This window comes from Kitasatospora sp. NPDC058965, assembly GCF_042741245.1.
GTDB lineage: Bacteria > Actinomycetota > Actinomycetes > Streptomycetales > Streptomycetaceae > Kitasatospora.
In genome coordinates, this window is record NZ_JBHYKG010000015.1 from 40,024 (window position 1) to 60,168 (window position 20,145).

General features: G+C 72.5%; 20 protein-coding genes. 10 read left to right on the top strand and 10 right to left on the bottom strand.

What is annotated here, in order from left to right:
- Positions 1–40: 40 nt before the first annotated feature.
- A complete protein-coding gene (locus tag ACFW1A_RS04790) occupies positions 41–1,471 on the bottom strand; it encodes a helix-turn-helix domain-containing protein (protein WP_380404166.1) in 1,431 nt (476 codons plus the stop codon).
- A 258-nt stretch (positions 1,472–1,729) separates the two neighbouring features.
- Here ACFW1A_RS04790 and ACFW1A_RS04795 point away from each other — a divergent pair, with 258 nt between their 5' ends.
- The 3 genes from ACFW1A_RS04795 (at position 1,730) to ACFW1A_RS04805 (ending at position 4,118) form a co-directional block, all read left to right on the top strand.
- A complete protein-coding gene (locus ACFW1A_RS04795; protein ID WP_380404169.1) occupies positions 1,730–1,906 on the top strand; it encodes a hypothetical protein in 177 nt (58 codons plus the stop codon).
- Positions 1,907–2,369: 463 nt separating this feature from the next.
- On the top strand, positions 2,370–2,879 hold the full coding sequence (locus tag ACFW1A_RS04800) for a hypothetical protein (protein ID WP_380404172.1): 510 nt from the start codon (positions 2,370–2,372) through the stop codon (positions 2,877–2,879).
- A gap of 297 nt (positions 2,880–3,176) precedes the next feature.
- Positions 3,177–4,118 (top strand): hypothetical protein, encoded by a 942-nt coding sequence (locus ACFW1A_RS04805; RefSeq protein ID WP_380404175.1) that lies wholly within the window; start codon positions 3,177–3,179, stop codon positions 4,116–4,118.
- Between the two features lie 221 nt (positions 4,119–4,339).
- Here ACFW1A_RS04805 and ACFW1A_RS04810 read toward each other — a convergent pair whose 3' ends face one another.
- On the bottom strand, positions 4,340–4,882 hold the full coding sequence (locus tag ACFW1A_RS04810; protein ID WP_380404178.1) for a DUF6882 domain-containing protein: 543 nt from the start codon (positions 4,880–4,882) through the stop codon (positions 4,340–4,342).
- A gap of 657 nt (positions 4,883–5,539) precedes the next feature.
- On the opposite strand from ACFW1A_RS04810, the gene ACFW1A_RS04815 reads away from it, so the two are divergent.
- Positions 5,540–6,625 (top strand): hypothetical protein, encoded by a 1,086-nt coding sequence (locus ACFW1A_RS04815; RefSeq protein WP_380404181.1) that lies wholly within the window; start codon positions 5,540–5,542, stop codon positions 6,623–6,625.
- A gap of 287 nt (positions 6,626–6,912) precedes the next feature.
- Here ACFW1A_RS04815 and ACFW1A_RS04820 read toward each other — a convergent pair whose 3' ends face one another.
- On the bottom strand, positions 6,913–7,239 hold the full coding sequence (locus ACFW1A_RS04820; protein ID WP_380404184.1) for a hypothetical protein: 327 nt from the start codon (positions 7,237–7,239) through the stop codon (positions 6,913–6,915).
- Between the two features lie 364 nt (positions 7,240–7,603).
- On the opposite strand from ACFW1A_RS04820, the gene ACFW1A_RS04825 reads away from it, so the two are divergent.
- Entirely contained in the window at positions 7,604–7,873 is a 270-nt protein-coding gene (locus tag ACFW1A_RS04825) for a hypothetical protein (RefSeq protein WP_380404187.1), read from the top strand.
- On the top strand, positions 7,873–8,118 hold the full coding sequence (locus tag ACFW1A_RS04830; RefSeq protein WP_380404190.1) for a hypothetical protein: 246 nt from the start codon (positions 7,873–7,875) through the stop codon (positions 8,116–8,118). Before ACFW1A_RS04825 ends, ACFW1A_RS04830 begins: the two co-directional genes overlap by 1 nt.
- 77 nt (positions 8,119–8,195) lie before the next feature.
- On the opposite strand, the gene ACFW1A_RS04835 is transcribed toward ACFW1A_RS04830, so the two are convergent.
- The 5 genes from ACFW1A_RS04835 to ACFW1A_RS04855 all read right to left on the bottom strand — a co-directional run bounded on the left by ACFW1A_RS04835 (position 8,196) and on the right by ACFW1A_RS04855 (position 11,968).
- On the bottom strand, positions 8,196–8,876 hold the full coding sequence (locus tag ACFW1A_RS04835) for a DUF6308 family protein (RefSeq protein WP_380404193.1): 681 nt from the start codon (positions 8,874–8,876) through the stop codon (positions 8,196–8,198).
- A gap of 120 nt (positions 8,877–8,996) precedes the next feature.
- Entirely contained in the window at positions 8,997–9,401 is a 405-nt protein-coding gene (locus ACFW1A_RS04840) for a PH domain-containing protein (RefSeq protein ID WP_380404196.1), read from the bottom strand.
- 457 nt (positions 9,402–9,858) lie between these two features.
- A complete protein-coding gene (locus tag ACFW1A_RS04845) occupies positions 9,859–10,731 on the bottom strand; it encodes a hypothetical protein (protein ID WP_380404199.1) in 873 nt (290 codons plus the stop codon).
- Between the two features lie 43 nt (positions 10,732–10,774).
- The gene (locus ACFW1A_RS04850) at positions 10,775–11,281 is read right to left on the bottom strand and encodes a SigE family RNA polymerase sigma factor (protein ID WP_380404201.1); all 507 of its coding nucleotides are present in this window, start codon (positions 11,279–11,281) and stop codon (positions 10,775–10,777) included.
- Positions 11,282–11,518: 237 nt separating this feature from the next.
- Entirely contained in the window at positions 11,519–11,968 is a 450-nt protein-coding gene (locus ACFW1A_RS04855) for a hypothetical protein (RefSeq protein ID WP_380404204.1), read from the bottom strand.
- A 671-nt stretch (positions 11,969–12,639) separates the two neighbouring features.
- On the opposite strand from ACFW1A_RS04855, the gene ACFW1A_RS04860 reads away from it, so the two are divergent.
- Positions 12,640–14,463: a C1 family peptidase gene (locus ACFW1A_RS04860; protein ID WP_380404229.1), complete on the top strand. Its 1,824-nt coding sequence runs from the start codon at positions 12,640–12,642 to the stop codon at positions 14,461–14,463.
- A 57-nt stretch (positions 14,464–14,520) separates the two neighbouring features.
- Here ACFW1A_RS04860 and ACFW1A_RS04865 read toward each other — a convergent pair whose 3' ends face one another.
- Entirely contained in the window at positions 14,521–15,618 is a 1,098-nt protein-coding gene (locus tag ACFW1A_RS04865) for a right-handed parallel beta-helix repeat-containing protein (RefSeq protein ID WP_380404209.1), read from the bottom strand.
- 250 nt (positions 15,619–15,868) lie between these two features.
- Positions 15,869–16,276 carry a hypothetical protein gene (locus tag ACFW1A_RS04870; RefSeq protein WP_380404214.1) on the bottom strand — a complete coding sequence of 136 codons (408 nt, stop codon included), beginning with the start codon at positions 16,274–16,276 and terminating at the stop codon, positions 15,869–15,871.
- A 490-nt stretch (positions 16,277–16,766) separates the two neighbouring features.
- Here ACFW1A_RS04870 and ACFW1A_RS04875 point away from each other — a divergent pair, with 490 nt between their 5' ends.
- The 3 genes from ACFW1A_RS04875 to ACFW1A_RS04885 all read left to right on the top strand — a co-directional run bounded on the left by ACFW1A_RS04875 (position 16,767) and on the right by ACFW1A_RS04885 (position 20,016).
- A complete protein-coding gene (locus ACFW1A_RS04875) occupies positions 16,767–17,324 on the top strand; it encodes a DUF3291 domain-containing protein (protein ID WP_380404217.1) in 558 nt (185 codons plus the stop codon).
- Positions 17,325–17,755: 431 nt separating this feature from the next.
- Positions 17,756–19,339, top strand: a complete 1,584-nt coding sequence (locus ACFW1A_RS04880) for a hypothetical protein (protein WP_380404220.1) — start codon at positions 17,756–17,758, stop codon at positions 19,337–19,339.
- Positions 19,340–19,455: 116 nt separating this feature from the next.
- Positions 19,456–20,016, top strand: a complete 561-nt coding sequence (locus ACFW1A_RS04885) for a Rieske (2Fe-2S) protein (protein WP_380404223.1) — start codon at positions 19,456–19,458, stop codon at positions 20,014–20,016.
- Positions 20,017–20,145 lie beyond the last annotated feature (129 nt).

The following is a 20,145-nucleotide window of genomic DNA, read 5'->3' on the forward strand; positions in this document are numbered from 1 at the left end:
GCGTCGGCGCCCGGGCGGCCGGGGGCGCTAGGTCGGGGTGTCACCTCGGCGAGGCCTCCGGGGATGGCGACGAACCGTCCGCACTGACGACCCTGGCCGGCGCGACGAGGGCATCGCCATCCCACGGGGAGGGCGACGGCTTGGCGAGCGGGTTGCTGTGCATCGGGGCGAAGCCGGCTCCGCCCAGCGCCCGCTGGTAGAGCGCCATCGCCTCGTCCGGGTGGCCGTTGGCCAGCCAGACGTCGCCGGCCTGGCGCCAGACCGCGGCGCCTGCGCGGTTGTTCGGCAGCCGCAGGAGTTCGCGCTCGACCGCCCGCATGGTCTCCCGGGCGGACCGCTCCTCGCCCAGGTCGAACTGGGCCTGCGCCAGCAGCACCCGGGCGTAGGCGGATTCCGACGGTGCCGCGTTGTGCAGCAGCCCGATCGCCCGCCCGGCACGGTCGATCGCCCCCCGCGGCTCCGCTCGGCGCAGGGCCAGGCGGGCGAACTGGGCTTCGACCCCGGCTTGTTCGAACGCCGTGCCGACCTCCAGCATCGCCTCCCGGGAGTCGGTCAGCAGTTCCTCGATCCGCTCGTAGTCGGTGCTGTCGGCGTCCAGCAGGTAAGTGGCACAGTTGACCTTGAGGACGCCGAGGTGGCGGACGTTGTCGGTCTCCGCCAGCAGCATCAGGGCGCGCTCGGTGAGGGCCAGCGCCTCCTGGAACTGACCGCGGCTGCGCGCCACCAGGGCGGCGTTCCAGCAGACCGAGCCGCGGGCCACCCGGGAGCCGCTCTGCTCGGCCACCGCGGAGAGCCGGTTGACCAGCAGCTGGGCCTGGGTCAGGTCGCCGCGCTGGACGTAGCAGCCGATCAGCGTGACCCCCAGCTGGATGTGGTCGTCGGTGTACTCCAGACCCAGCCGGTCGAGCCGCTTGAGAGCGCGGTCGCCGACCTCGACGCTCATCACCTGGTCGCCGGAGTCCCGATAGGCCCGGCAGAGGGCCACCGCGAGCTGGGCCCACTCCTCGGTGCCGGGCACCGTGCCCGGGTCGTCGTAGAGCTTGGTGAACAGCTGGATCGCGGCCTCCAGCCGGCCGAGCTTCTCGAAGGCCAGCGCCTGACCGAGCCGGGCCCGGCGGACCGTCGCCTCCTGCAGCAGCGGGGCGTTGGCCAGCGCCTCCCCGTACGACTGAACGGCCTCGCCGTTGGCGCCGTTGCGCAGCGCCATGTCACCGAAGGCGACCTTGAGTTCGAGCTCCTTGACCCGGGCGTCGTCCCGCCCGGACCGCAGGTAGTCGACCGTGCACCCGACCTGCTCCGCCAGCGCCTTCAGGACGGCCTCCGAGGGCACGCGCTTGCCGCTCTCGATCAACGAGACGTAGCTCACCGAGAGGTTCAGGGAGGTGAGGTCCTGCTGGCTCAGGCCGCGCTTCTGACGCAGCTCGCGCAGGCGCTGCCCGATGCCGTTCATCTCACTCTGTGATCGAGCCATGGTTCTCCGGTCAACGGGGAGGACTCTGGGATACCCCATTTGACTCCCTGTTTTACACCAAGTGCATGCATCAGCCAAGGAGATTCGCAGATCCGCGTCGGCCAAGGAACGCTACTAGATGTGACCTTGTCGTGACCGCATCCATCGGGCCCCGAGCTCCGCCTTGCGAACCGCGCAGCACTGGACCTCCATTGACAGCTTTAGTCAATTTCGATTGACTCCTGGAGTCAACTTCTTCCAACCGAAAGGCCCACCGCCGTGCGTACGATCCTTCCGCTGGTCGTCAGTGCCGCCCTGCTCGCGTGCGGCGTCGTATTCGTCCTGGCGCCCAGCGGGTCCGCCACCACGACCGTGTCGACGGTCGACAGCGGTACCTCGGTGGTCCCCGCCGCCACCGCGACGCCCATGGGCGGGAGCAACCTCGCCTGCTGCTGACGCAACCCCGTCCGCCTCATCGCTGCCCGAACCCAGGCCGACGGCGTGGTGGGCCTCCCCCGGCAGTCCGGCACCGACCACACCGAGCGCTTCCCCGAGGTCGTCCGGGCCCAACTCCTCTGCGCCCTCGCCGCGCTCGAAGCCTCCTGAACGGGGCAGAACGCCGCTCCGGCATCCTCGCGCTGGTCGGCCGGAGCGAGGCCCACTCGCACGGCCGGTCGCCCGCTACGGCGCCACCCGCCGTCAGGCCGTGGTCGTGGCCGCCCCCGTCATCCCGGGCCCGGCCTTCGGAAGGCGGGACCCGCGCCGCCGATGACCTCTCGGCCGGCCGTGGTTCCGTCCGGCCGCGGCCCTCACCCACCGGTGCATCCGACCCGGGGACGAGGCGTCTGCAAATCGCCCCGATCCCGCAGGCGGAACGGTAGATTGACGTCGAGCCATGACCATGGGGAGTAGCGCTGACGTGACCATCAACCGGGCCGCCCTCGACAGCGCCGTGAAAGCGGTCGTCGCCGCCGCGCACACTGACGATCCTGGGGCGCTGTACCAGGCCGTCATGCCGCCGGCCGGCACGAGCACACCTCCGGCCGAGGCCGCCAACTGGTTCGGCTCCCTCCTCATTCACCTGGCACTCACCGTCGCGGACGCCTCGATGCTGGAGGAGGGCTGCCCCCGGGAAGCCGTCTCGGGATGGATCACCGAGGTGCTCGGCCCCCCGCCCAACCCGGCGCTGCTGCGCGCTGCGGACCCCGGCCGGATCGACCACAACGAAGCGGTCCGCGCCGCCGCCGACCACACCCGCTACCACGAGTACGCCGTCGACCTGATCCGGATCGGCCTCACTGCCCCGGACCAGGAACCGGACGAGCGGGGCGTCGATGCCCACTGCGCAGTCACGAACGACAAGACGGCGCGGATCACCGTGATCGCCATGCTCGGCCGACTCGCCGCCGATCCCGGCGGGCGGGGCTGACAGTCCCGGGCCGGATCGACCGGAACGGCACTCGCACCCCGGCTTCGCCAATACCGGGCCGACGGCACCCGTTCCCGCGCTGACCCGGGGCAGTTGCACGGCACCCCTGCCATCCGGCGCACGACCCGGCCCGTCGCACGCCGGGTGCCTGCGCCGGGTCACCACGGCCCGTGCGGCGCACGGTACTTGACCCCTTCGCAGGTCGCGCGCGGCGCACTAGGGTGACTGCACGTCAGCTCCACAACCGGATCCCGGCCCGCCGCCGATCCGGTGCGCCGCGCAGACCGGGAGACGGCCATGGCACCCTCCGACCACCCCCACGGCTCCGCCGAGTGGTACGTCGCATACCTGGCCGAGGTGAAGGCCCAGGAAATCATCGACCGGCAGGCCGGGCACCAAGTGCTGATCACCACCGAGTTCGTCGGCGGCCACCGCACCGAGAGGGTCGAGAGCCGCCCGGGGCTGTCCGACGAGCAGCGCGCCCGGTTCGAGGCACTGCGCTGGTCCGCCTGGCACGCCCGGGTCGACTACGGGCTCGAGCACGGTGAGTTCAGCGTCCCTACGGCCACCGCCTGGGAGCTCACCCTCTACGGCACCGCCACCTCGCCCTTCAACTCCCGGGCCCCGCTGCACGCCGCGGCCGTCTGGCTGCCGGCCGCCGTGGTCGGCCTGGTCGCCTGGGGGATCGCCGACCAGGCAGTCGCCGTCTTCGCCGCCCTCATACCCGTGCTGCTGGCCGCCCTGGTGCTGCGCAAGCAGCGGCTGACCGGGCTCGCCACCCTCGCCCTGGCCACCAGCGCCGGCTACGTCTTCGGCCCGCACCGCGTCATCGTCCACCCGAGCAGCCACCTCGGCGGCTTCGTCGAGATCTCGGCCGCCGACTACCGGTCGCACTGGATCGGCGCCGGCCTCTTCCTGGCGCTGGCGCTGGCCCTGCTGTGCCTGGGCGCACTCGCGGTGGACAAGAAGCGGATGCTTCCCCCGCGGCTCACTGCCAAGCGGGTCGCCGTCACCCTGGCCACCGCGCTGCTCAGCGCAGTCTCCTTCTTCGTGGTCGGCCCGCTCGCCGTCCTCGTCTTCCTGATCTGCTGGCCGATCCTGTACGGCCTGGCCACGGCCGGCACGATCGCCGCCGTGGGCCTGTTCGAGAGCGTTACCGCCCGGCCGCCGGTGCTGGCCCGCGAGAAGGCGTACCTGTACCGGCTGCGCCACACGATCGACTACCAGGAGAAGGCCTGACGCCGCATGGGCACACCGCTCACTCCCGCCAGGACGGCCGAGCGGGTGCCGGTGGGGTCGTACCGGTGCACCGCCTCCGCGCTCCGCGGCGCCACCACGCCTCCCGCTGGCGGCCCACGGTGTTCAGCCGTCATGCCGGGTCCAGCGCCCAGCTGCTCACCGGTGGGCCACGATCCTTGTGCGCAGTAGCTGACGGCCTTCGCCGGGAAGCACCGGGCCCGTCAGGTGATATTGATCGTGAACGTCGAGGTGCTGCCGTCCTGCGCAGTCAGGGTGACCGGCCCGAACGTGATGACCACGACCGCCTTGGCACCGGGCCCGCGATAGAAGCCCGTGGCACCGGTGATCCGGACCGCCAGTGCTGCAATCACGCCTGCCATCTGCTCGTCGGCGTCGATCGTCGGCGTCGCGAGACCGCCGTGGCCGTTGGCTTCGGCCCACTCACTGACGACGCGGGAGTCGCGGCTCAGCTCGGGCAGGATGGTCGGATTGGCCCATGCCCACTGCCACGAGGACGACGAGGGGCTCCAACTGCCGAGGATCTGCGCGGGAGCGGTGGCAGTCTTGTCCGGGAAGGTCCAGGTGATGACGCCGGTCCGCTGATCAAGGCCCCACCGGTCCGCCGACCCGAGCCCCCAAGACCTGTGCGCGTCGGCCAGTTGCTCGATCATGTCCTCGCCCTGGAGGAGCAGCGAGCTCAGCCCCTCCGCATCACGTCCCTGCGGGGCGCTGTTCGACCTGTCGGCTCGCTTGAACAATCCCATGCGACGAAGCATGCCAGGGCAGCCTCTGTCCGATCGCACCGGCCTCGGGGCTGGGCGGGCAGAGGACCTGGGGATCTACCTGCTCGTCGACACGAGATCCACGACGGTGGCGCCGGCCGACGCGTTCACGATCTCCGGCCACAGGCGGTTGCCGGTCTCCCCGCTCGGCTCCGACGGTCGACTGCTGCTGGCCGCGGTCGGCGGTCCTACGGGCCGTGACGGGTCTTCGCCCGGACGGTGCGGGCGACCGCCTGCCGCCCCTCGCGCCGGCGCAGGTGGCCAGACGGAGCACCGGATCAGCCTCGGACGAGGGAAGTGGGAACGCTGTTTCGCCGGGCGAACAACTCGGGCGCCTGACAGCTCGCCACCGTACGACCCATGATGGTCTGACACTCTCGGACGGAGTCGGACAAGGGGGAACGTTGCCGGTGGCTGTCAGGAAGCCGACGCGGGAGCAGGTGCCGCCGGAGCCGGCCGCACGGCGACTTCGTCCCAGTCCACCTGCTGTCCCGCAAGACCTACCCGCTCCCGCTATGGACCATCGCACCGACGACTCCACCGAGCTCTTCCTCGCCCAACCCCGGACGGAGGCCGAAAGGCTGCGGCCGGCAGACTCCTCGAGGCCGGCCCGTCGGTCGCGTGCGTGAAGGAGATCCCATGAACTCGTTCTGGAACAGGCAGCGCAGGCAAGGCGTCGCGCGGCAACCGAACTCCCTGCTCGGCCGGTGGCTGGCGGCGATGCTGGCCAACCACACGGAGCTCAGCAGCCAGTACTCCGACAGGAGCGACGAGATTCCGCATGCCAGGGAGCAGGCCCTACTGGTTCAGGAGGTGTTCGAGGACCTCCTCGGCCGCTACCTGGGACTGGGGGGTACCAGCGGGAGCGGCTTGCTGGACGACACGGGGCGCATCTTCCCCGCCCCGCACGGCCCGTCGCGTTCCGGCTGCGAGCGGGTGATCACCGCTGCCCGCCGCGGTACCCCCGAGGCTGTCGGGATGACCTTCGTCGAGGCGCTCGTCGTGCAGACCTGCCTGTGCAAGGCGATGCTGCCCAGGCTCGCCTGGACGGAGGCGCAGGTCATCGACCTCATCTGCGAGAAGGAGCGCCGGATCGAGGAGCGGGGCATCGCCCTCCACCCCGCCGAGGGCCCCGTGCGGGTGCGTCCGGCGCGGCTCTCGATGACGCAGAGCCAGGAATACCGCGCGGCCGTCGAGGCGGTCTTCGAGGCCGGCACCGAGAAGGAGGTGTCGGACGCGCTGGCCCGCTGCAACTCGTACTTCCCCGTCGCCTCGTTGTTGTTCTTCCGGACCGCGATCCGCTGGAAGTTCCCGGTGCCCTGCGATCCTCAGGAGGTCGCCCGGGTGGTCTCCGGCTACCTGCACGGGCAGCCGGCCGACAGCCGGTACCTCTTCGATCCCCGGGCGGCAGAGGCGGCCATCCTGGTCGAGCTGAACGGCGACACGTCACTGGCATCGGGCATCCCGGTGGACGAGGAGACGGCCCGCATGGGCATGCAGCTCGTGACCAAGAACGTGTTCGCCGAAACGGTGGGAATCCCGCAGTCCGTCGCGCAGTTGCGGAGCATCGCCGAGCACGTGGTCGGCCGGCACCGCGAGATCGCCGAGTTGAGCGACCTGAGACTGGATCGCCTCTTCGCGAGCCGCCCATTCGACCCCGCCGAGGTCGAGCTGGAGGTCGCTCGAATCACGGGCGGGACCACCGCGGGGCTTGCTGGAGAATGATGGGAGCGCAGCGTTGTCGTCCCCGAACCGAACCGAGCTCCCGCGGCAGCCACTCCCACTGGATGCCGGTGTGCAGCACGAACAGCATCCCACTGACTCACAGAGCTTGGGTGGCGGCCATGTCTGCTCCGGTGACTACTCGCTGACCGGTCATGGGGAACGGGCACGGTCCCAGCCGCCGAGGTAGCGGGTGTGAGGCGATCAGCGCGTCGGGCCCGCTGGGGGTGGCAGGACAGGCGTGGCCCGTCGCACCACGACCCCAGTGGGCCGCAGGTGGAGCCCGCAGCTCAGGAGAAGATGACCGAGCGGAGCTTGAGCCGGTCGCCGAGCTTCTTGCCGGGGTTCATCGCGTAGTAGGTGTCGCCGTTGCAGTCGGACTCCAGGAAGACCGTCGCAGTGGCGTTGGTGAAGTTGCTGGGAGCGGAGGCGGGAGTCTCCTCGGTTGCGCCGTCGAGGTTGAGGCAGATGCCGCTCTGCGGGTCGGCGAGCACGGCCTCGGCACCGGACCCGGTCTTGTAGAGGAAGTCGCCCGTGGCGGCGTAGGACGAGGTGGGGACGGACAGGGTTAGCAGCAGCGCGCCGCCGAAGGCGGCGACGGAGGTGCGCAGACGCATGGGGACAGAGCCTCTCGATCACGGTGAATTCGTGCGCGCTCACCTTAGGTAGCCGAATCAGTGCGGAAACGATCCGTCCGGTGACGACGGGCGTGTTCGCCTCTGGTGCAGCGGCGCGGCTGCTGCAGGTTGAACTCGCGATGTCCGTGGTCAGGCTGGGGCAGTGGTCAGCTCCGGGCACCGTCCTCCACCTCGCGCGAACGAGCCTGTGGTCCCCGCTGCGGCCCGGGGCAGCTCCATCGGCCGCGGGCAACCCGATCCGTCGAGGAAGGCTCCGGGGCGGCCGGTCGTCGGTAGTGTTGGTGGAGTGTCAGGTCGGCGACCTGGCGGACCAGCTGCCCCTCAGCGCAGACCGGAGGCACCCGTGAGCGACAGCGACCCGTGGACGATCGAACGGATCAGCGACGCCCTCGGCAGCCCCGGCATCCGCCAGGTCTTCCTCGCCCAGATCAACAAGGCACCGCTGTACGAACTGGCGAACATCGCCGCGAAATGGCAGGGCATCGCGGAACGCACCCTCGCCACCGCCGAGCGGATCCGCGAAGCCCACACCGCCGAACAGGCCGGTCGGCCCGTCCCCGGCGACTGGGTCGACGCCTCCGACCGGCTCCCCCACCACCGCGGCGCCGCCTGATGCCCTACGCCCTGCGCTACACCAAGACGATCGCCGCGGTCTGGGACTCCCTGCCCGCCACCGTGTCCGAGGGACTCGCCCAGGCCCTCGTCGCCGTCTGCGAAGACCCGCTCGGCTCCACCGAACCGTACGGAGACGATGACGGCATCATGCGCACCCTGGTGGTGGGCGCGTTGTTCGCCGTCCTGTACGTCGGGCACCAGACCCGCACCGTGCACATCTACCAGATCGACTACCTGGGCTGACCGACGCACCGCCGTCGGCGTGGACGCGCGTTGGGTGCTGTCGCCGGCCGGAGCGGCTCATGCCAGGCCCAGGCTGGTCAGCGCGGACAGTTGTGCCGCAGAGCGCGGTGCCCCATCCAGACGATGACATCGCACACCCGCAGCGCGCTCACGCTCTCCGGCAGACCCGCCGCCCGCCGCAGCCCCGTCAGCGTGTCGTGCAGCGCGCCGCCGTCCTCCCGCAGGGCGGCGTGCAGGGACAGCCAGAACGACGACGGCCGCCCGACGGCGCAGCGAACGACGCGGTCGTACACCGGGAGCAGCCTGGGACGCTTGCGCGCGAGGAGCTTGCCGGCAATCACCCGTCCGACCTCGTGCTGACCACACAGGAGATGCCATGCCTGGTCCGCCGGCGAGCCGGGCCCCAGGAGCGACGGGTCGACGTCGGCCATGTCGATCCCGGTGGGGATCTCCCGCAGCAGCCGCGACAGCTCGGTCCCGAGGCTGCCTTCGAGGATGTCCAGCGCGACGGGTGCAGGAACTGTCACGGACAAGGTCTGCACCGCGACCAGGTCCTCCGCGGTGACCCGGTCGGCGACGTGCGGCCGGTCTCCCCCACCGCCGAGGTGTTCGAACCGGCTCCCCGTGAACGGCTGCACGCCCGGCGCCGTGCCCATCCCGAAGTAGCGACGGAGGTCGTCCACGGCCCGGCCGGTGTGAAGCAGTGCCAGCAGCCTGTGCGTGAACGGCTCTTCGGATGCCGTGTCCGGACGGGTCATGTGGTGGTGGCCCTTCTTCTGGGTGGTTCGCGGACCGGCCGGCACGGCCGTCGGTCTCCGGTGGGAGGTCGTCGTCCAGGTGGCGGCCCGACCCTCACGGCGGCAGTCGCCGGGGCGGGATCAGGCGGCCGTTCCGGCGCGCAGGATGGACATGAAGCGCCGGATCTCGTCCCGGTCGTAGCACGGTCCCGCGTGCTTGGCCCCGGCGTTCGGGTTCCACACCCGCACGGGCGTCCTCACTCGGCGGCCCGACCGGAGGACCAGCACGATGCAGTCGCTGCGCCGCGGGTCGTCCGGGCGGGCGATCGCGCGGTACGGCTGCGACTCCACCGCGGCGACCTCCCCCCACGGCACCGTAACCGTCCGCACCGTCCCACGGACCCGGACGCCGAGGTCGTCGACGTAGATGCCGAGCCGGTAGATCCGCACGTAGGCGAGCAGTGGCAGCCAGAACACGCTCGCGCCGAGCCCGCCCGGCCAGCCCGCGGATACTCCGATCACCACGCCGATCAGCGCCAACGGCACCGCAGGGAGGAGAAACTCCCGCTGCCGCGCGGTCGCCGGCGTGATCCTGGTCCAGCGACGCACGAAACCCCCCAAGACCAATTCGACCGCCCGACGACACCGCCGGGCCGACGGGCCAACGGACCACGTGCGGCAGGGTACGACCGAACTCCCCCACCGCGCCACGGGCGCGGCGCCACGCCGTGCCGAGCTCTGCACCGCGACGCTGTCGGCCCGGCACGCCTGACGCACCGTAAGACTGGTGGCTGTGCGACTGACCACGCGAGAGACTGTCCGCCACCGCCTGGCTGGACCACGACGGTCCCCTCCCCCGCCGGCCGGAACGGGGCCCCCGCCGTACCAGGAGTGCCCGCCCTCGCCGTAGCCGTCCGGTGGTGGGAGCCCCGATCGGGCCCCCGCCACCGGGCGGGCGCCGGGGGCGGGGCTGCCAGGGCGGGCCGGCGGGGTGGGGGGTCGGTCAGTTGGCGACCGGGATGTTCTTGGCCAGGTCGGCGCCCTGGGCCGCGAGCGAGGCCGGCACCTGTGGCAGCCACGTGCGCGAGCTGGTCACCGGATTGGCCCAGGGGGCGAGGGTCATGACCGGCTTGTGGGTGGGGACGAGCGCGCCGCCGCGCAGGACGCAGGTGCGCACGGTCAGTCGGACGGCGAGCTGGTCGGTGCGCTTGACGTCGAGTCGCACCGGTGAGCAGTCGGCGGGGCCGTCCCAGTCGCCGGTGGCCTGGATGGTCGAGCCGTCGTGCTGGGTGCCCGGGGTGCAGTCCGGGCGCTGGTCGGCGGTGCTCCCGGTGGTGTTGCAGTCGGTGGCGGGCAGGCCGGTGACGTGGTCGCGCACGGACAGGGTGATCCAGACGGGTCCCTGGCCGCTGTCGGCTTCGACGGACAGGCTGGTCGCGCCGGGCAGTTGGGCCCAGTCGGGCTGTCCGGGCTTGTAGTTGGTCAGCTTGGTGTTGGCCGGCAGCAGGCCCGACAGGTCCGCCAGCATCGCGTCGCTGGTGAGCGGCACGGTCCCCGTGGCCGGAGTGCCGGCGGTCGAGGGACTGGCGGTGGTCGGGGACCCGACCGTCAAGGGACCGGTGGCCGGGGAGCCGGCGGCGGCCGGCGCGGTGAGCCGGAGGTCGGCGGCACCGGCGGGACCGTGCTGCAGGCCCAGCGCGGCGGCGGTGGTGGCCAGGGCCGCCACGGCGGCCAGCGAGCCGGCGATCTGCTGCCGTCGGCGGCGGCGCAGCGTCCGGCCCTGACGGCCGGCTTCGGCGACGATGGCGCCGATCGGGGGGTCGAGCCGTTCGGCGTCCTGGCCGAGCTGGTGGCTGAGCTGCTCTTCGAAGTCCATGAGGTGCTCCTCGTCGAAGGGTGGGCGGGCCGTTGCGGTGACGTCAGTGCCGGTGCAGGAGCTCGCGATCGTCGGCGAGGATCTCGCGCAGCTTGGCCAGCGAGCGGGTGTTGAGGCTCTTGACCGCGCTGACCGACATGCCCAGCAACTCGGCCACGGCCTCCGTGCTGTGGTCCTCCAGGTAGTGCAGTGCCACCACTGCCCGGTTCCGGGGCGGGAGTTGGGCCACCGCAAAAGCCAGGGTGAGCCGCAGGTCACTGCTGTCCGGGCCGGTCGCCGCCTCGGGCAGCTCGGCGGTGACCAACTCGGAGGAGCGCCGCAGCCGCCGGTGCGAGAGGTACGTGCGCAGCAGGACCTTGCGGGCGTACGCGTCCAGCCCGGGCTCGTCCCGGCCCCGCCGCAGCCGTGCCCACGCCGCGTACATCTTGGCCAGTGTCGTCTGGACGAGGTCCTGCGCCTGGTGCCAGTCCCCGCACATCAGGTGGGCGAGCTGAAAGAGCCGACGGGCTCGGGTACTCGCGAACTCCTCGAAACTGAGTGCGGTGTCCATCAGACCGTCCCCGGGTAGTACGTGCAATGGCTGTCACTGTCGTCACCCGAACTAGACGCCCCGACCCGCCACAGGGGTCGCACGAACCATCGAGAGAAATTTCCCGCCGCTCCAGCAGCCCCGACCCGAGCCACGAGCCACGAGCCACGAGCCACGGGAACCGTGCGCTGAGGCACAGTGACAGGGACGCCGGTCATCGTTGGGCGCTGTACTCGTGCGAGCACCGGCGACGGCCACCTACACGCCGTCCGCCTCGAGCATCTTCGCCAGGACCGCGAACACCTCGGTCTCGCCGCGTTCCTGCGCCCAGCCGATCAGCCTGTGCACTGCGTCCCGATAGGCGTCCAGCAGCTCCTGCACCGGAACGGTCACCTCCGCCTCGATCGCCCCACCGCCGTCAGGATCGGGATACCGGTCGCAGACGCCCACGACTCTGAACAGGCCGTCGTTCGAAGCCAGCAGTTTCGTGAAGTACGGGCCTTCGAAGAAATAGACGTCGCCTTCTCCGCGGTCCAGGGCACCGCGGATTGCCGTCCCAATCGACCCGAGCACCGACAGCGGCGCGTCGTTCCACCCAGCCTCGGGGAACGCACGGCCGGCGATCTCCAACCAGACACGACCCGCGACAAAGAGCGGCGACCGCGAATCGACCTGGAGGGACTCCGGCAGGACCACCACAGCGAACACTCCGACGTTCCCCCTCGACAGCCGACCGACCCCACGCTACCTGCCGGCCTGAGGAGGCCGGCACGCAGGCAGACCGGGCACGTCGGCGGCGGAGCCGTAGGCGTGCTGCAGTGCGGCCCAGTCGATGTCGTCGAGCCCGTCGAGCGGCGCAGGCATGGTCTTCTCCCCCGTGGTGGTCAGCGGCCGGTCCCCCGGGATCCCAGCCTCGCCGACCTCGCCGACACCCGGCCGAGCGGGGCTGCTGGCAGCCACTCCCCGGCGCCGGCGCGCCGGAAGCGAGCCGGACGTGCGCTGCGAGCCGGCCGGATCGGCGCAGCGGCCGGCGGCCGCGTATCCGTGCTGGTGCCGGGCCGTGTGGTCGTCGCGTTCGCGCGCGGCGCGGCTGGTGGACGACAGCCACGCGCCACGGGATGGTTTGTGCACGTCTGCGCCGGTCGTGGTGGAGATGCGGTCCGGTGGCGTCGGGAGGACGGTTCCTGATGGTGACGTACGGTGAGATTCGGTCCCTGGTGCGGGAAACGGGTGTCGGCTGGGTCGCGGATCCGGGGCCTGCCGACGACGCGGAGGTCGCGCCTCCTGGGCTCGGCCCGGTCCCGGCGCAGTTCCCGGTCCCGGGCATCGCACTCGCGGACCTGGCACGGCTGGCGGCGCGGTGTCCGACGGCCAACCCGATGCTGCGGGCCCGGCGGGCGGCGCTCGGGCTTCCGGTCGGAGCGGATCCGGTCGCGCCCGGGCACCCGGACGGCGCGTTCGAAGCCGTCGCGACAGTGCCAGCCGCGGGGCGGCCGCCGGGCCCGTCCGGCGCGGGGGCGGACAGCGCGGTCGACTGGCGGAACCGCTGGGGCCGCGCGTGGGTGACACAGGTCCGCGACCAGGGGCCGTGCGACGCGGGCCTGGCGTTCGGGTACACCGCGATCATCGAGGGCATGGTGCGGATCGAGCACTGCGTCTGGTGCGTCCGCTCCGAGGGCGACCCGCACGACGGGCTCGGCCTGCTGTGCGCCAACGCCGGCTCCGTCCAGGACTACTACTCCTGGATCTCCGAGCACGGCATCTGCGACCCCGCCTGCTGGCCCTACACCACGGACAACCCGGTGTACCGCCCAACCTCGGACCGGCCCGGGCGCACGGTGCTCGCGCCGCGCGGATCCTGGTTCGGCCTCATCCCGCGCGACCAGAAGAGGTGGCTGGACGCCTACGGCCCGGCCATGGCGCTGTTTCCGGTGTACCCGGACTTCGTCGCGTACAAGTCGGGCATCTACTGGCACGCCGGCGGCGGACAGCTGCTGGGCAGCCAGGCGCTCGCGATCGTCGGCTACGACGACGGCCAGGAGTGCTGGATCGCCAAGAACTCCTGGGGCACGGCCTGGGGCGAGAACGGCTACGTCCGGATCGGCTACGGCGTGCTCGACTTCGAGCAGAACGGGATGTACTGCCTGATCCACCCCGAGCCCGACCCGTGGACCATGCGCCGGACCCACAACGGCGCACTGCTCGAACGCGGCGGCGCTGTCCGGCACACCGACTTCCAACTGCTCGCCCCCACCGCCGACCGCCGGATGCGGGTGTGGACGTGCGACAACGAGACGACGCCGTACCGGAGCTGGACACCGGGCCCGGTGTTCGGCGCCGGCGATGCCACCGCCACGCCGACCCTCACCGCCACCACGTACCGGCGCGACCTCGAGTGCGTTCACCCGACCCGGGACGGCCGGCTGCGCCACTGGTACCACGACCCGGCCACCGGGACCTGGCGTGACGGCGGGGTCTTCGGGCCGGCCGACTCTGCGGGCGTCCCGGGCTTCCTGCAGAGCGACGCCGGTGCGCCGGGGGACCTCGAAGTCGTGGTGCGGCTCGGCAACTCCGGGCGGTTGCAGCACTGGCGGCGGCCGGCCGGCGCGTCCTGGCGGGCGGCCGCCACGTTCGCGCTGCAGGTGAAGTACAGCGGCGCCGCCTTCGTCCAGACCAACATCGGCGAGCGCGGAACGTTCGACGTGGTCTGCGTCCTGGACACCGGGCGGATGGAGCACTGGCGACGCGACGACAACGAGGCCGGCACAGACAACGAAGCCGGCGACGGAGACCGCAGGGGCAGCGGCAGCGGCACCGGCACCGGGGACGGCAGCGGCACCGGGGACGGCAGCGGCACCGGCGGCTGGCGGGCGCTCCACGTCTTCGGCGCCGACCTCCACGGCGCGCCCGTGATGATCGAGAACCAGTCCACCGCGGCGACCGAGACCGCCGTCGGCGACTTCCACCTCTGCGTCCAGTCCCGGAGCGGGGTCGAGCACTGGTGCCTCGACAACCAGTCCGTCGCCCCGACCTGGTCCCTGCGCGCAACGTTCGGCCGGGACGTCGCGGCCGTCCTGGGGCTCTCCGGGAGCAGCTTCGACTTCGCCCTCCAAGCCGTCGTCCTGCGCACCGACGGCGCCTTCCAGCAGTACGTGTACCAGGACGGGACCTGGCACGCGGGCCAGGTCTTCGGGCCCTCCTGACCCGCGGCGCCGCAGGCTGGGCGGCGGTCGGCGGGCCGTCGTGGTGCCCACGCCCGGTCAGTAGAGTCCGGCGAGCAGGTCCTTGACGTTGCCGCTGAGCACCGGCGCGTTTCCCGTGCCGTTGGACTGGGTGCCGACCACGGCGATCGGGACGCTGCCGGTGCCGGTGATGGTGAGGTTCGAGAAGGTGCAGCCGGAGAGCAGCCAGCGGGTGCCCAGCAGGTTCGTGCCGTGCAGGTGGGAGTACCAGAGCGTGTTGCCGGTGAAGGTCGGTGGCAGCACCCCGTTGACCACCACCCCGCTGCCCGGGTCCTGGGCGGTGCCGCCGATCGGGAACGCCGCGTTCTGGTTCCAGAGCTGCTTCGCGCCCCCGTTGGAGTGGTTGAAGGTGTTGCCGACCACCGCGCCGTGGGCCCAGTTGTCGCTGGTCAGCGCGCCGTACGGGCTGGTCTGGCCGAACGCGTAGTACGCGCCGTAGCAGCCGACGACGCTGTTGTCGTTGACGGTCCAGTTCCCGGACGAGTTCCAGATCGCCAACCGGCAGTAGGTGAAGCTGTTGCCGGTGAGCACGGAGTACTCGCTCCGGTCGGCCACGGAGACGCCGACGTAGCACTCGTGGAAGGCGTTGCCGCGGAGCTTCACCCGGTAGGCGAAGTAGTCGTCCGCGGCGGACCCGGTGACGACGACTCCGGCGCCGCTCCAGCGGACGAAGTCGCAGTCGACCACGCGCACGTCGGTGCTGCGGGTGAGGGTCAGCGCCACGTGGGAGAGGGTCTGGGCGGTGCCGAGGGGGTTGGCGGTCTGCCCCTGGAACACCACGTTCGCGATCGTCACGCCGCTGCGGCCGGTCACCCGCAGGGCGCCGACCGAGGTGTCGGTGACGGTCACGGTGGCGCCGTTGCCGAGGATCACGCACCCGTCGGGGAGGTCCACCGGCGCCGCGAGGGTGTACGTCGCTCCCGGTGCCAGTTGGACCTGCGGGGACGCGGCGAGGACCGTCGCCCAGTCGTCGCCGACCTGCAGGACCGGCAGCCCGCCGGAGGCCGTGACGGCGCCGGCCGGTGGCGCCTGGGTGAGCACCCCGGCCGCGCCTGCCGCACCGAGGGCGGCGAGGGCCCGCCGCCGGCCGAAGTGCCCGTCCTGCACAGGTGTCACGGGGACCCCTTTCCCTGCTTATATGACGTCAGATGTCTGGCTGGCGTCGACATGGTAGGGAGTCGGATCCGTCGGCGTCAATGAACGCCGGTGCGTCTGTTCATGGCGATACGGGGGCAGTTGTCCACAGTGCTGGCTGCGCGAGGTCCGCTCCGTGTGGTCCGGCACCCGGGACATCTGATGTCAAGTGTCGTGCCCGGCGGACAGCCGTGTCGTGCAACTGCCGGGTGCCCGGAGCGCCCGCGCGGTGTCAGTCCCCCTGCAGGGCCTGATCGCGCAGTGCCGCGAGCAGCGGGAGGACGTGCTGCTCACCCGCGCCCTCGGTGAAGCTGAGGATCCCGTCGATCACCGCGCGGGCGATCTCGCCCGACGCACCGTCGTCGGCGCCCGCGGCCCAGCCGGTCCAGGTGCGGCCGAGCGCGGCGCACATCCGGGCCGTGACGTTCGTCCGCAGGAACTCGTCCGCCTCGGGGCGCCCGGCCAGCCCGGAGGCGAGCAGTACCAGGGTGTCCAGCGTCAGGACACCGAAGTCCGCGACCAGGACGGGCAGTCCGGGTTCGTCCGGTGCGCGGCGCGCCAGCGCCGCGAGCGCCTGGTCGTCCCGCTTGAAGCCGGCTTCCAGGGCAGCCAGTGCGCGCAGAGTCTCGTCCGGCGTCACCCTTTCACCGTAGCCGGGCGGCGGGTCGTTCCACCGCCGCATGCGCGCGATCGCCGCGATGCACGGGCTGGCGGACGACGCCGGCTACCGCGCCACCTGACCGGCCGCCGGCACCGGCCTGCCGATCCGCGGCCGGACGCCGGCCTGCCCGGCCTGCCCGACCGCGGGAGCGGAGCCGGGTACGTTCGCGACGCCCGGCGGCGGCGGGGGGCCGTACCCGCTCCCGCGAGGACCCGGGCCGGAGGGCACGTGAACAGGGAAAACGCAACGTGGACAAGGCCCGTGGGGGTGGCTAGATTCACCTGGCCTTCGACGGTCGCACGGTCGGGCAGGGCGCCTCCGGCCGAGTCGCCCGTGGCGGGACGCGTGGGTGCCGCCCACAACTCCCCGCCCCCGCAGGAGAACCGCCGACCCGAGTCCGAGTTCGCGCCCGGGCAGCCGGCCCGGCCAGGACGTGCCACCTGAAGCACCATCAACCAGGGAGAGACGCATGCCCCACCTTGCTCTGTACACCTTCGGCGTCCTGAAGTCGCCCCTTGCCGATCCCGCATCTCTCACCCAGGAGTTCCAGGCCATTGGCGGTCCCGTCTACCAGGCGGTGGGCCGGCACCCCGGATACCTCGGTCATGCCGAGGCGGCAGTCGGCGGCGGGCGCACCTTCTTCGACGCGGACTGGGGCGCATGGGGCGAGTTCGCCGTACCGACCTGGTACGGCAAGGGCCGCACGGCGGAGACCATCGCCCTCGCCGCGACCCTCTCGCTCTGGACCGACCTGCACTCCGCCTTCGACGCCGTCTACACCGGTCTGCACCGAACGGCGCTCGCCCGGCGCCACGACTGGTTCGAGCGGACGGGGCACCCGAGTCACGTCTCCTGGTGGGTCTTTGACGGTGCGATACCGACCTGGCAGGACGGGGTGTCCAGGCTGGAGCACCTCCACGAGCACGGCTGCGCACCGCAGGCCTTCACGTTCCACCAGTCGTTCGCCCCGGACGGAGCTCCGACCAGGACCGCGGGCACCGGAGTGAAGGGCGATCAGGTCCGCTGACCCGCAGGCCCCGCAGGCCCGGACCGCCGGGGTCGCCGGGGTCGCCGAGGGGTCCGCGGACGGCGCGCCGCGAGGGTCCTGAGCAAGCCCTAAGGTTCTGCTGACCCGCCCCCGCCGGGGTCCGTGTCCCGCCGGGCGCCGGCGCGGCCGGGACAACTGCGCAGGTGAGTGAAACCTTAGGCGTCGCTTAGGAGTTGCCGCGAGCACTGGTTCGGCGGCCGTGGACGCCTAGGATCGCCCGTACCGGCAGGCGGCCGCTCCGACCGCGACCGCCGCCCGCGACGCCCGCCGCGCCCGCAGCCACTGCGCGGCGCGGTGCTCGCGGGCCCCGGCCGCACCGCCCCGTACCCGCGGCAGCCGGCCGTCGAGCCCGCTGTCCGTCCCACTGCGCCGTCCACGTCCAGTTCCTGTGTGCCCGGAGGAAATCCCGTATGCCGCACCGATCCCGCCGATCCCGGGCCGACCAGCGCCGCACCCACCACCGATCACGCGGCCGCAGCCGCCGGGTGCTGGCGCTCAGCCTCGGTCTCGGCGGCACGCTGAGCGCGGGTGCCGCACTGCTCGGTGTCTCGTTCGCCGCCACCGCGCCGTCCGCCCAACCCCTCGCGCAGCCCGACCCGAACTGCACCCTGACCGTGCCGGCGAACCCGCTGACCGCCCAAGGACTCGCCACGCCTTACCAGTTGACCGCCACCGACCCCGCCAAGGGCCCCTGTCACGAGGCCGACCCCAACCAGTCCGCCTTCGTCCAGGCCACCGTGCTCGACCCCGCCACCGGCGCCCTGTCCGTGTACAACCCGCTGGTCGTCGACCGCGGGACCACCCCGGCCGTGGCGGCCGTGGTGCCGGCCCTGCCCGCGAACGCCGTGGTCGGCATCTGGTTCGGCTTCAACGGCGGCGTCCTGAGCCTGCGCGGCCACACCGCTGACGGCAGTTGCGTCGGCGGAGCCGCGCAGGGCGCGCCGTTCGGCCAGTTCGCCTACTGCAACGCCCCCGCCTTCTTCACCGCGGCCAACACCGCCGAGCAGGCCGGCAAGCTCACCGTCCCCCCGCTGGGCACCGCCAAGGACGGCAAACCCTGCCTGACCACCCGCGACTTCGGCCTGGTCGACCAGGACCAGAGCGACAACGTCACCACCGAGTACCTCGCCGACGCGCGCGGCCGCACCGCCCAGAAGACCGCCAAGAACTCCGCCGCCCTCGGCCACAACCACCCCCGCACCATGCGCAATGCCAGCACCACGCTGCTCAACGGCAGCGACAACCTGCTGCTCGTCAACTTCGAGGACCCCGCCCTCGGTTGCACCCCGTGGACCGCCCCCGACCTCGCGGACCCGGGTGCCTCGGTCACCTCACTGGCCCTCAACGAGCTGCAGGCCGCCAAGTTCCAAGCCTCTCCCGTCGCGCTGGTCCCGCTCAACGACCCCATGGTGACCGAGAACAACAAGCAGAACCGCGACAAGACCAACCGCTACCGCGCGGGCGTCGACCAGCCGCCGCTCGGCGCCGGTGCCACCGGCGACCCGAAGACCTACTGCACCCAACTGGCCACCCTCGGCGCCCGACGCATCCGCCTCGACCGCCGATTCACGGTCGGCGCCGCATCCCCGCAGGCCGGGCAGAACCTCTTCGACTTCCTCACCCAACGCCTGGCCGCCTCGCTCACCAACCTCAACTGCCCGGCGGCCGCCCGCGCGGCGCTGGCGGCTCCGGACACCACGGCTCCGGACCCGACCGCGACGGGCACGACGGCCCCGGACCCGACCGCGACGGACCCGACCGCGACGGGCCCGGCGGCGCCCGGTGCCGGGACACCGCAGGTCGCGACGCCCGGCGCAGCCGACCCGGCCACCGGCATGCCAACCACCGATCCGACCACCGATCCGACCACTGGTGCCACCAGTGCCGCCCCCACCGCCATCGGCACCGCCGCTTCCGCTACCGTCGCCCCCACTCCGCCGACTGCCGGCGCGCCCACAGGTGGCGCGTCCGCCGGCGCTACCCCGAGCCCCTGACCCGCCACCGACCCGGCGACCGAGGCCCGGACCCGGAACGTCCGTCAGCGGCGCCCCGGACCCCCCACCCGGGCCGCCGCCCCGTCCGCACCTTCCCCGACGAGAACAGGACCACCATGACCACCCTCCCCGAGCACCAGACCGCCCCCGACACCGCCCAGACCCCCACCCGCCGCCGGGCCCTGCTGTGCGGCATGGGCGGCGCGGCCGCGCTGACGCTGTGCGGCTGCTCCTCGACCAGCGACATGCCGTCCGGCGCGGCGGCGCCGCCCATGTCGAGCGGACCGGCGCAGCCGTCCGACCCGGCGCCGACGATGCCGACCGCGCCCGCGAGCACCGGCTCCGGCTCCGGCACCGGCACCGGCGGGAGCGGAAGCGGGAGCGGGGGGACGGTGCTCGGCAAGGCCGCCGACGTCCCGGTCGGCGGCGGTACCGTCTACCCGGCCGCCAAGCTCGTCGTGACGCAGCCGCAGGCCGGCACCTTCAAGGCGTTCAGCGCCGTCTGCACGCACCGCGGCTGCACGGTCGGCACCGTCGCCAACGGGCTCATCAGCTGCCCCTGCCACGGCAGCACCTTCAAGGCCGAGGACGGCAGCGTCGCCCACGGCCCGGCCACCGCCCCGCTCGCCCCGGCCACCGTGACCGTGCGGGACGGCCAACTCGTCACCGGAGCCTGAGCACCCGACGCGGCAGGCGCAGACGCCCGACCACGGGGTCGGGCGTCCGTCGCAGGCCCGCTGGTGGGCCCGGGGGCCGCCACCGCGGGGGGGGGCCCCAGCGCCCGTGGGGTGCGAGACGGCACCCCC

Excerpts from the sequence above, each read along its gene's own strand:
- ACFW1A_RS04790 (WP_380404166.1), bottom strand. The coding sequence starts at position 1,471 with ATGGCTCGATCACAGAGTGAGATGAACGGCATCGGGCAGCGCCTGCGC.
- ACFW1A_RS04805 (WP_380404175.1), top strand. The coding sequence starts at position 3,177 with ATGGCACCCTCCGACCACCCCCACGGCTCCGCCGAGTGGTACGTCGCA.
- ACFW1A_RS04810 (WP_380404178.1), bottom strand. The coding sequence starts at position 4,882 with ATGGGATTGTTCAAGCGAGCCGACAGGTCGAACAGCGCCCCGCAGGGA.
- ACFW1A_RS04815 (WP_380404181.1), top strand. The coding sequence starts at position 5,540 with ATGAACTCGTTCTGGAACAGGCAGCGCAGGCAAGGCGTCGCGCGGCAA.
- ACFW1A_RS04820 (WP_380404184.1), bottom strand. The coding sequence starts at position 7,239 with ATGCGTCTGCGCACCTCCGTCGCCGCCTTCGGCGGCGCGCTGCTGCTA.
- ACFW1A_RS04830 (WP_380404190.1), top strand. The coding sequence starts at position 7,873 with ATGCCCTACGCCCTGCGCTACACCAAGACGATCGCCGCGGTCTGGGAC.
- ACFW1A_RS04835 (WP_380404193.1), bottom strand. The coding sequence starts at position 8,876 with ATGACCCGTCCGGACACGGCATCCGAAGAGCCGTTCACGCACAGGCTG.
- ACFW1A_RS04845 (WP_380404199.1), bottom strand. The coding sequence starts at position 10,731 with ATGGACTTCGAAGAGCAGCTCAGCCACCAGCTCGGCCAGGACGCCGAA.
- ACFW1A_RS04850 (WP_380404201.1), bottom strand. The coding sequence starts at position 11,281 with ATGGACACCGCACTCAGTTTCGAGGAGTTCGCGAGTACCCGAGCCCGT.
- ACFW1A_RS04860 (WP_380404229.1), top strand. The coding sequence starts at position 12,640 with ATGCTGCGGGCCCGGCGGGCGGCGCTCGGGCTTCCGGTCGGAGCGGAT.
- ACFW1A_RS04875 (WP_380404217.1), top strand. The coding sequence starts at position 16,767 with ATGCCCCACCTTGCTCTGTACACCTTCGGCGTCCTGAAGTCGCCCCTT.
- ACFW1A_RS04880 (WP_380404220.1), top strand. The coding sequence starts at position 17,756 with ATGCCGCACCGATCCCGCCGATCCCGGGCCGACCAGCGCCGCACCCAC.
- ACFW1A_RS04885 (WP_380404223.1), top strand. The coding sequence starts at position 19,456 with ATGACCACCCTCCCCGAGCACCAGACCGCCCCCGACACCGCCCAGACC.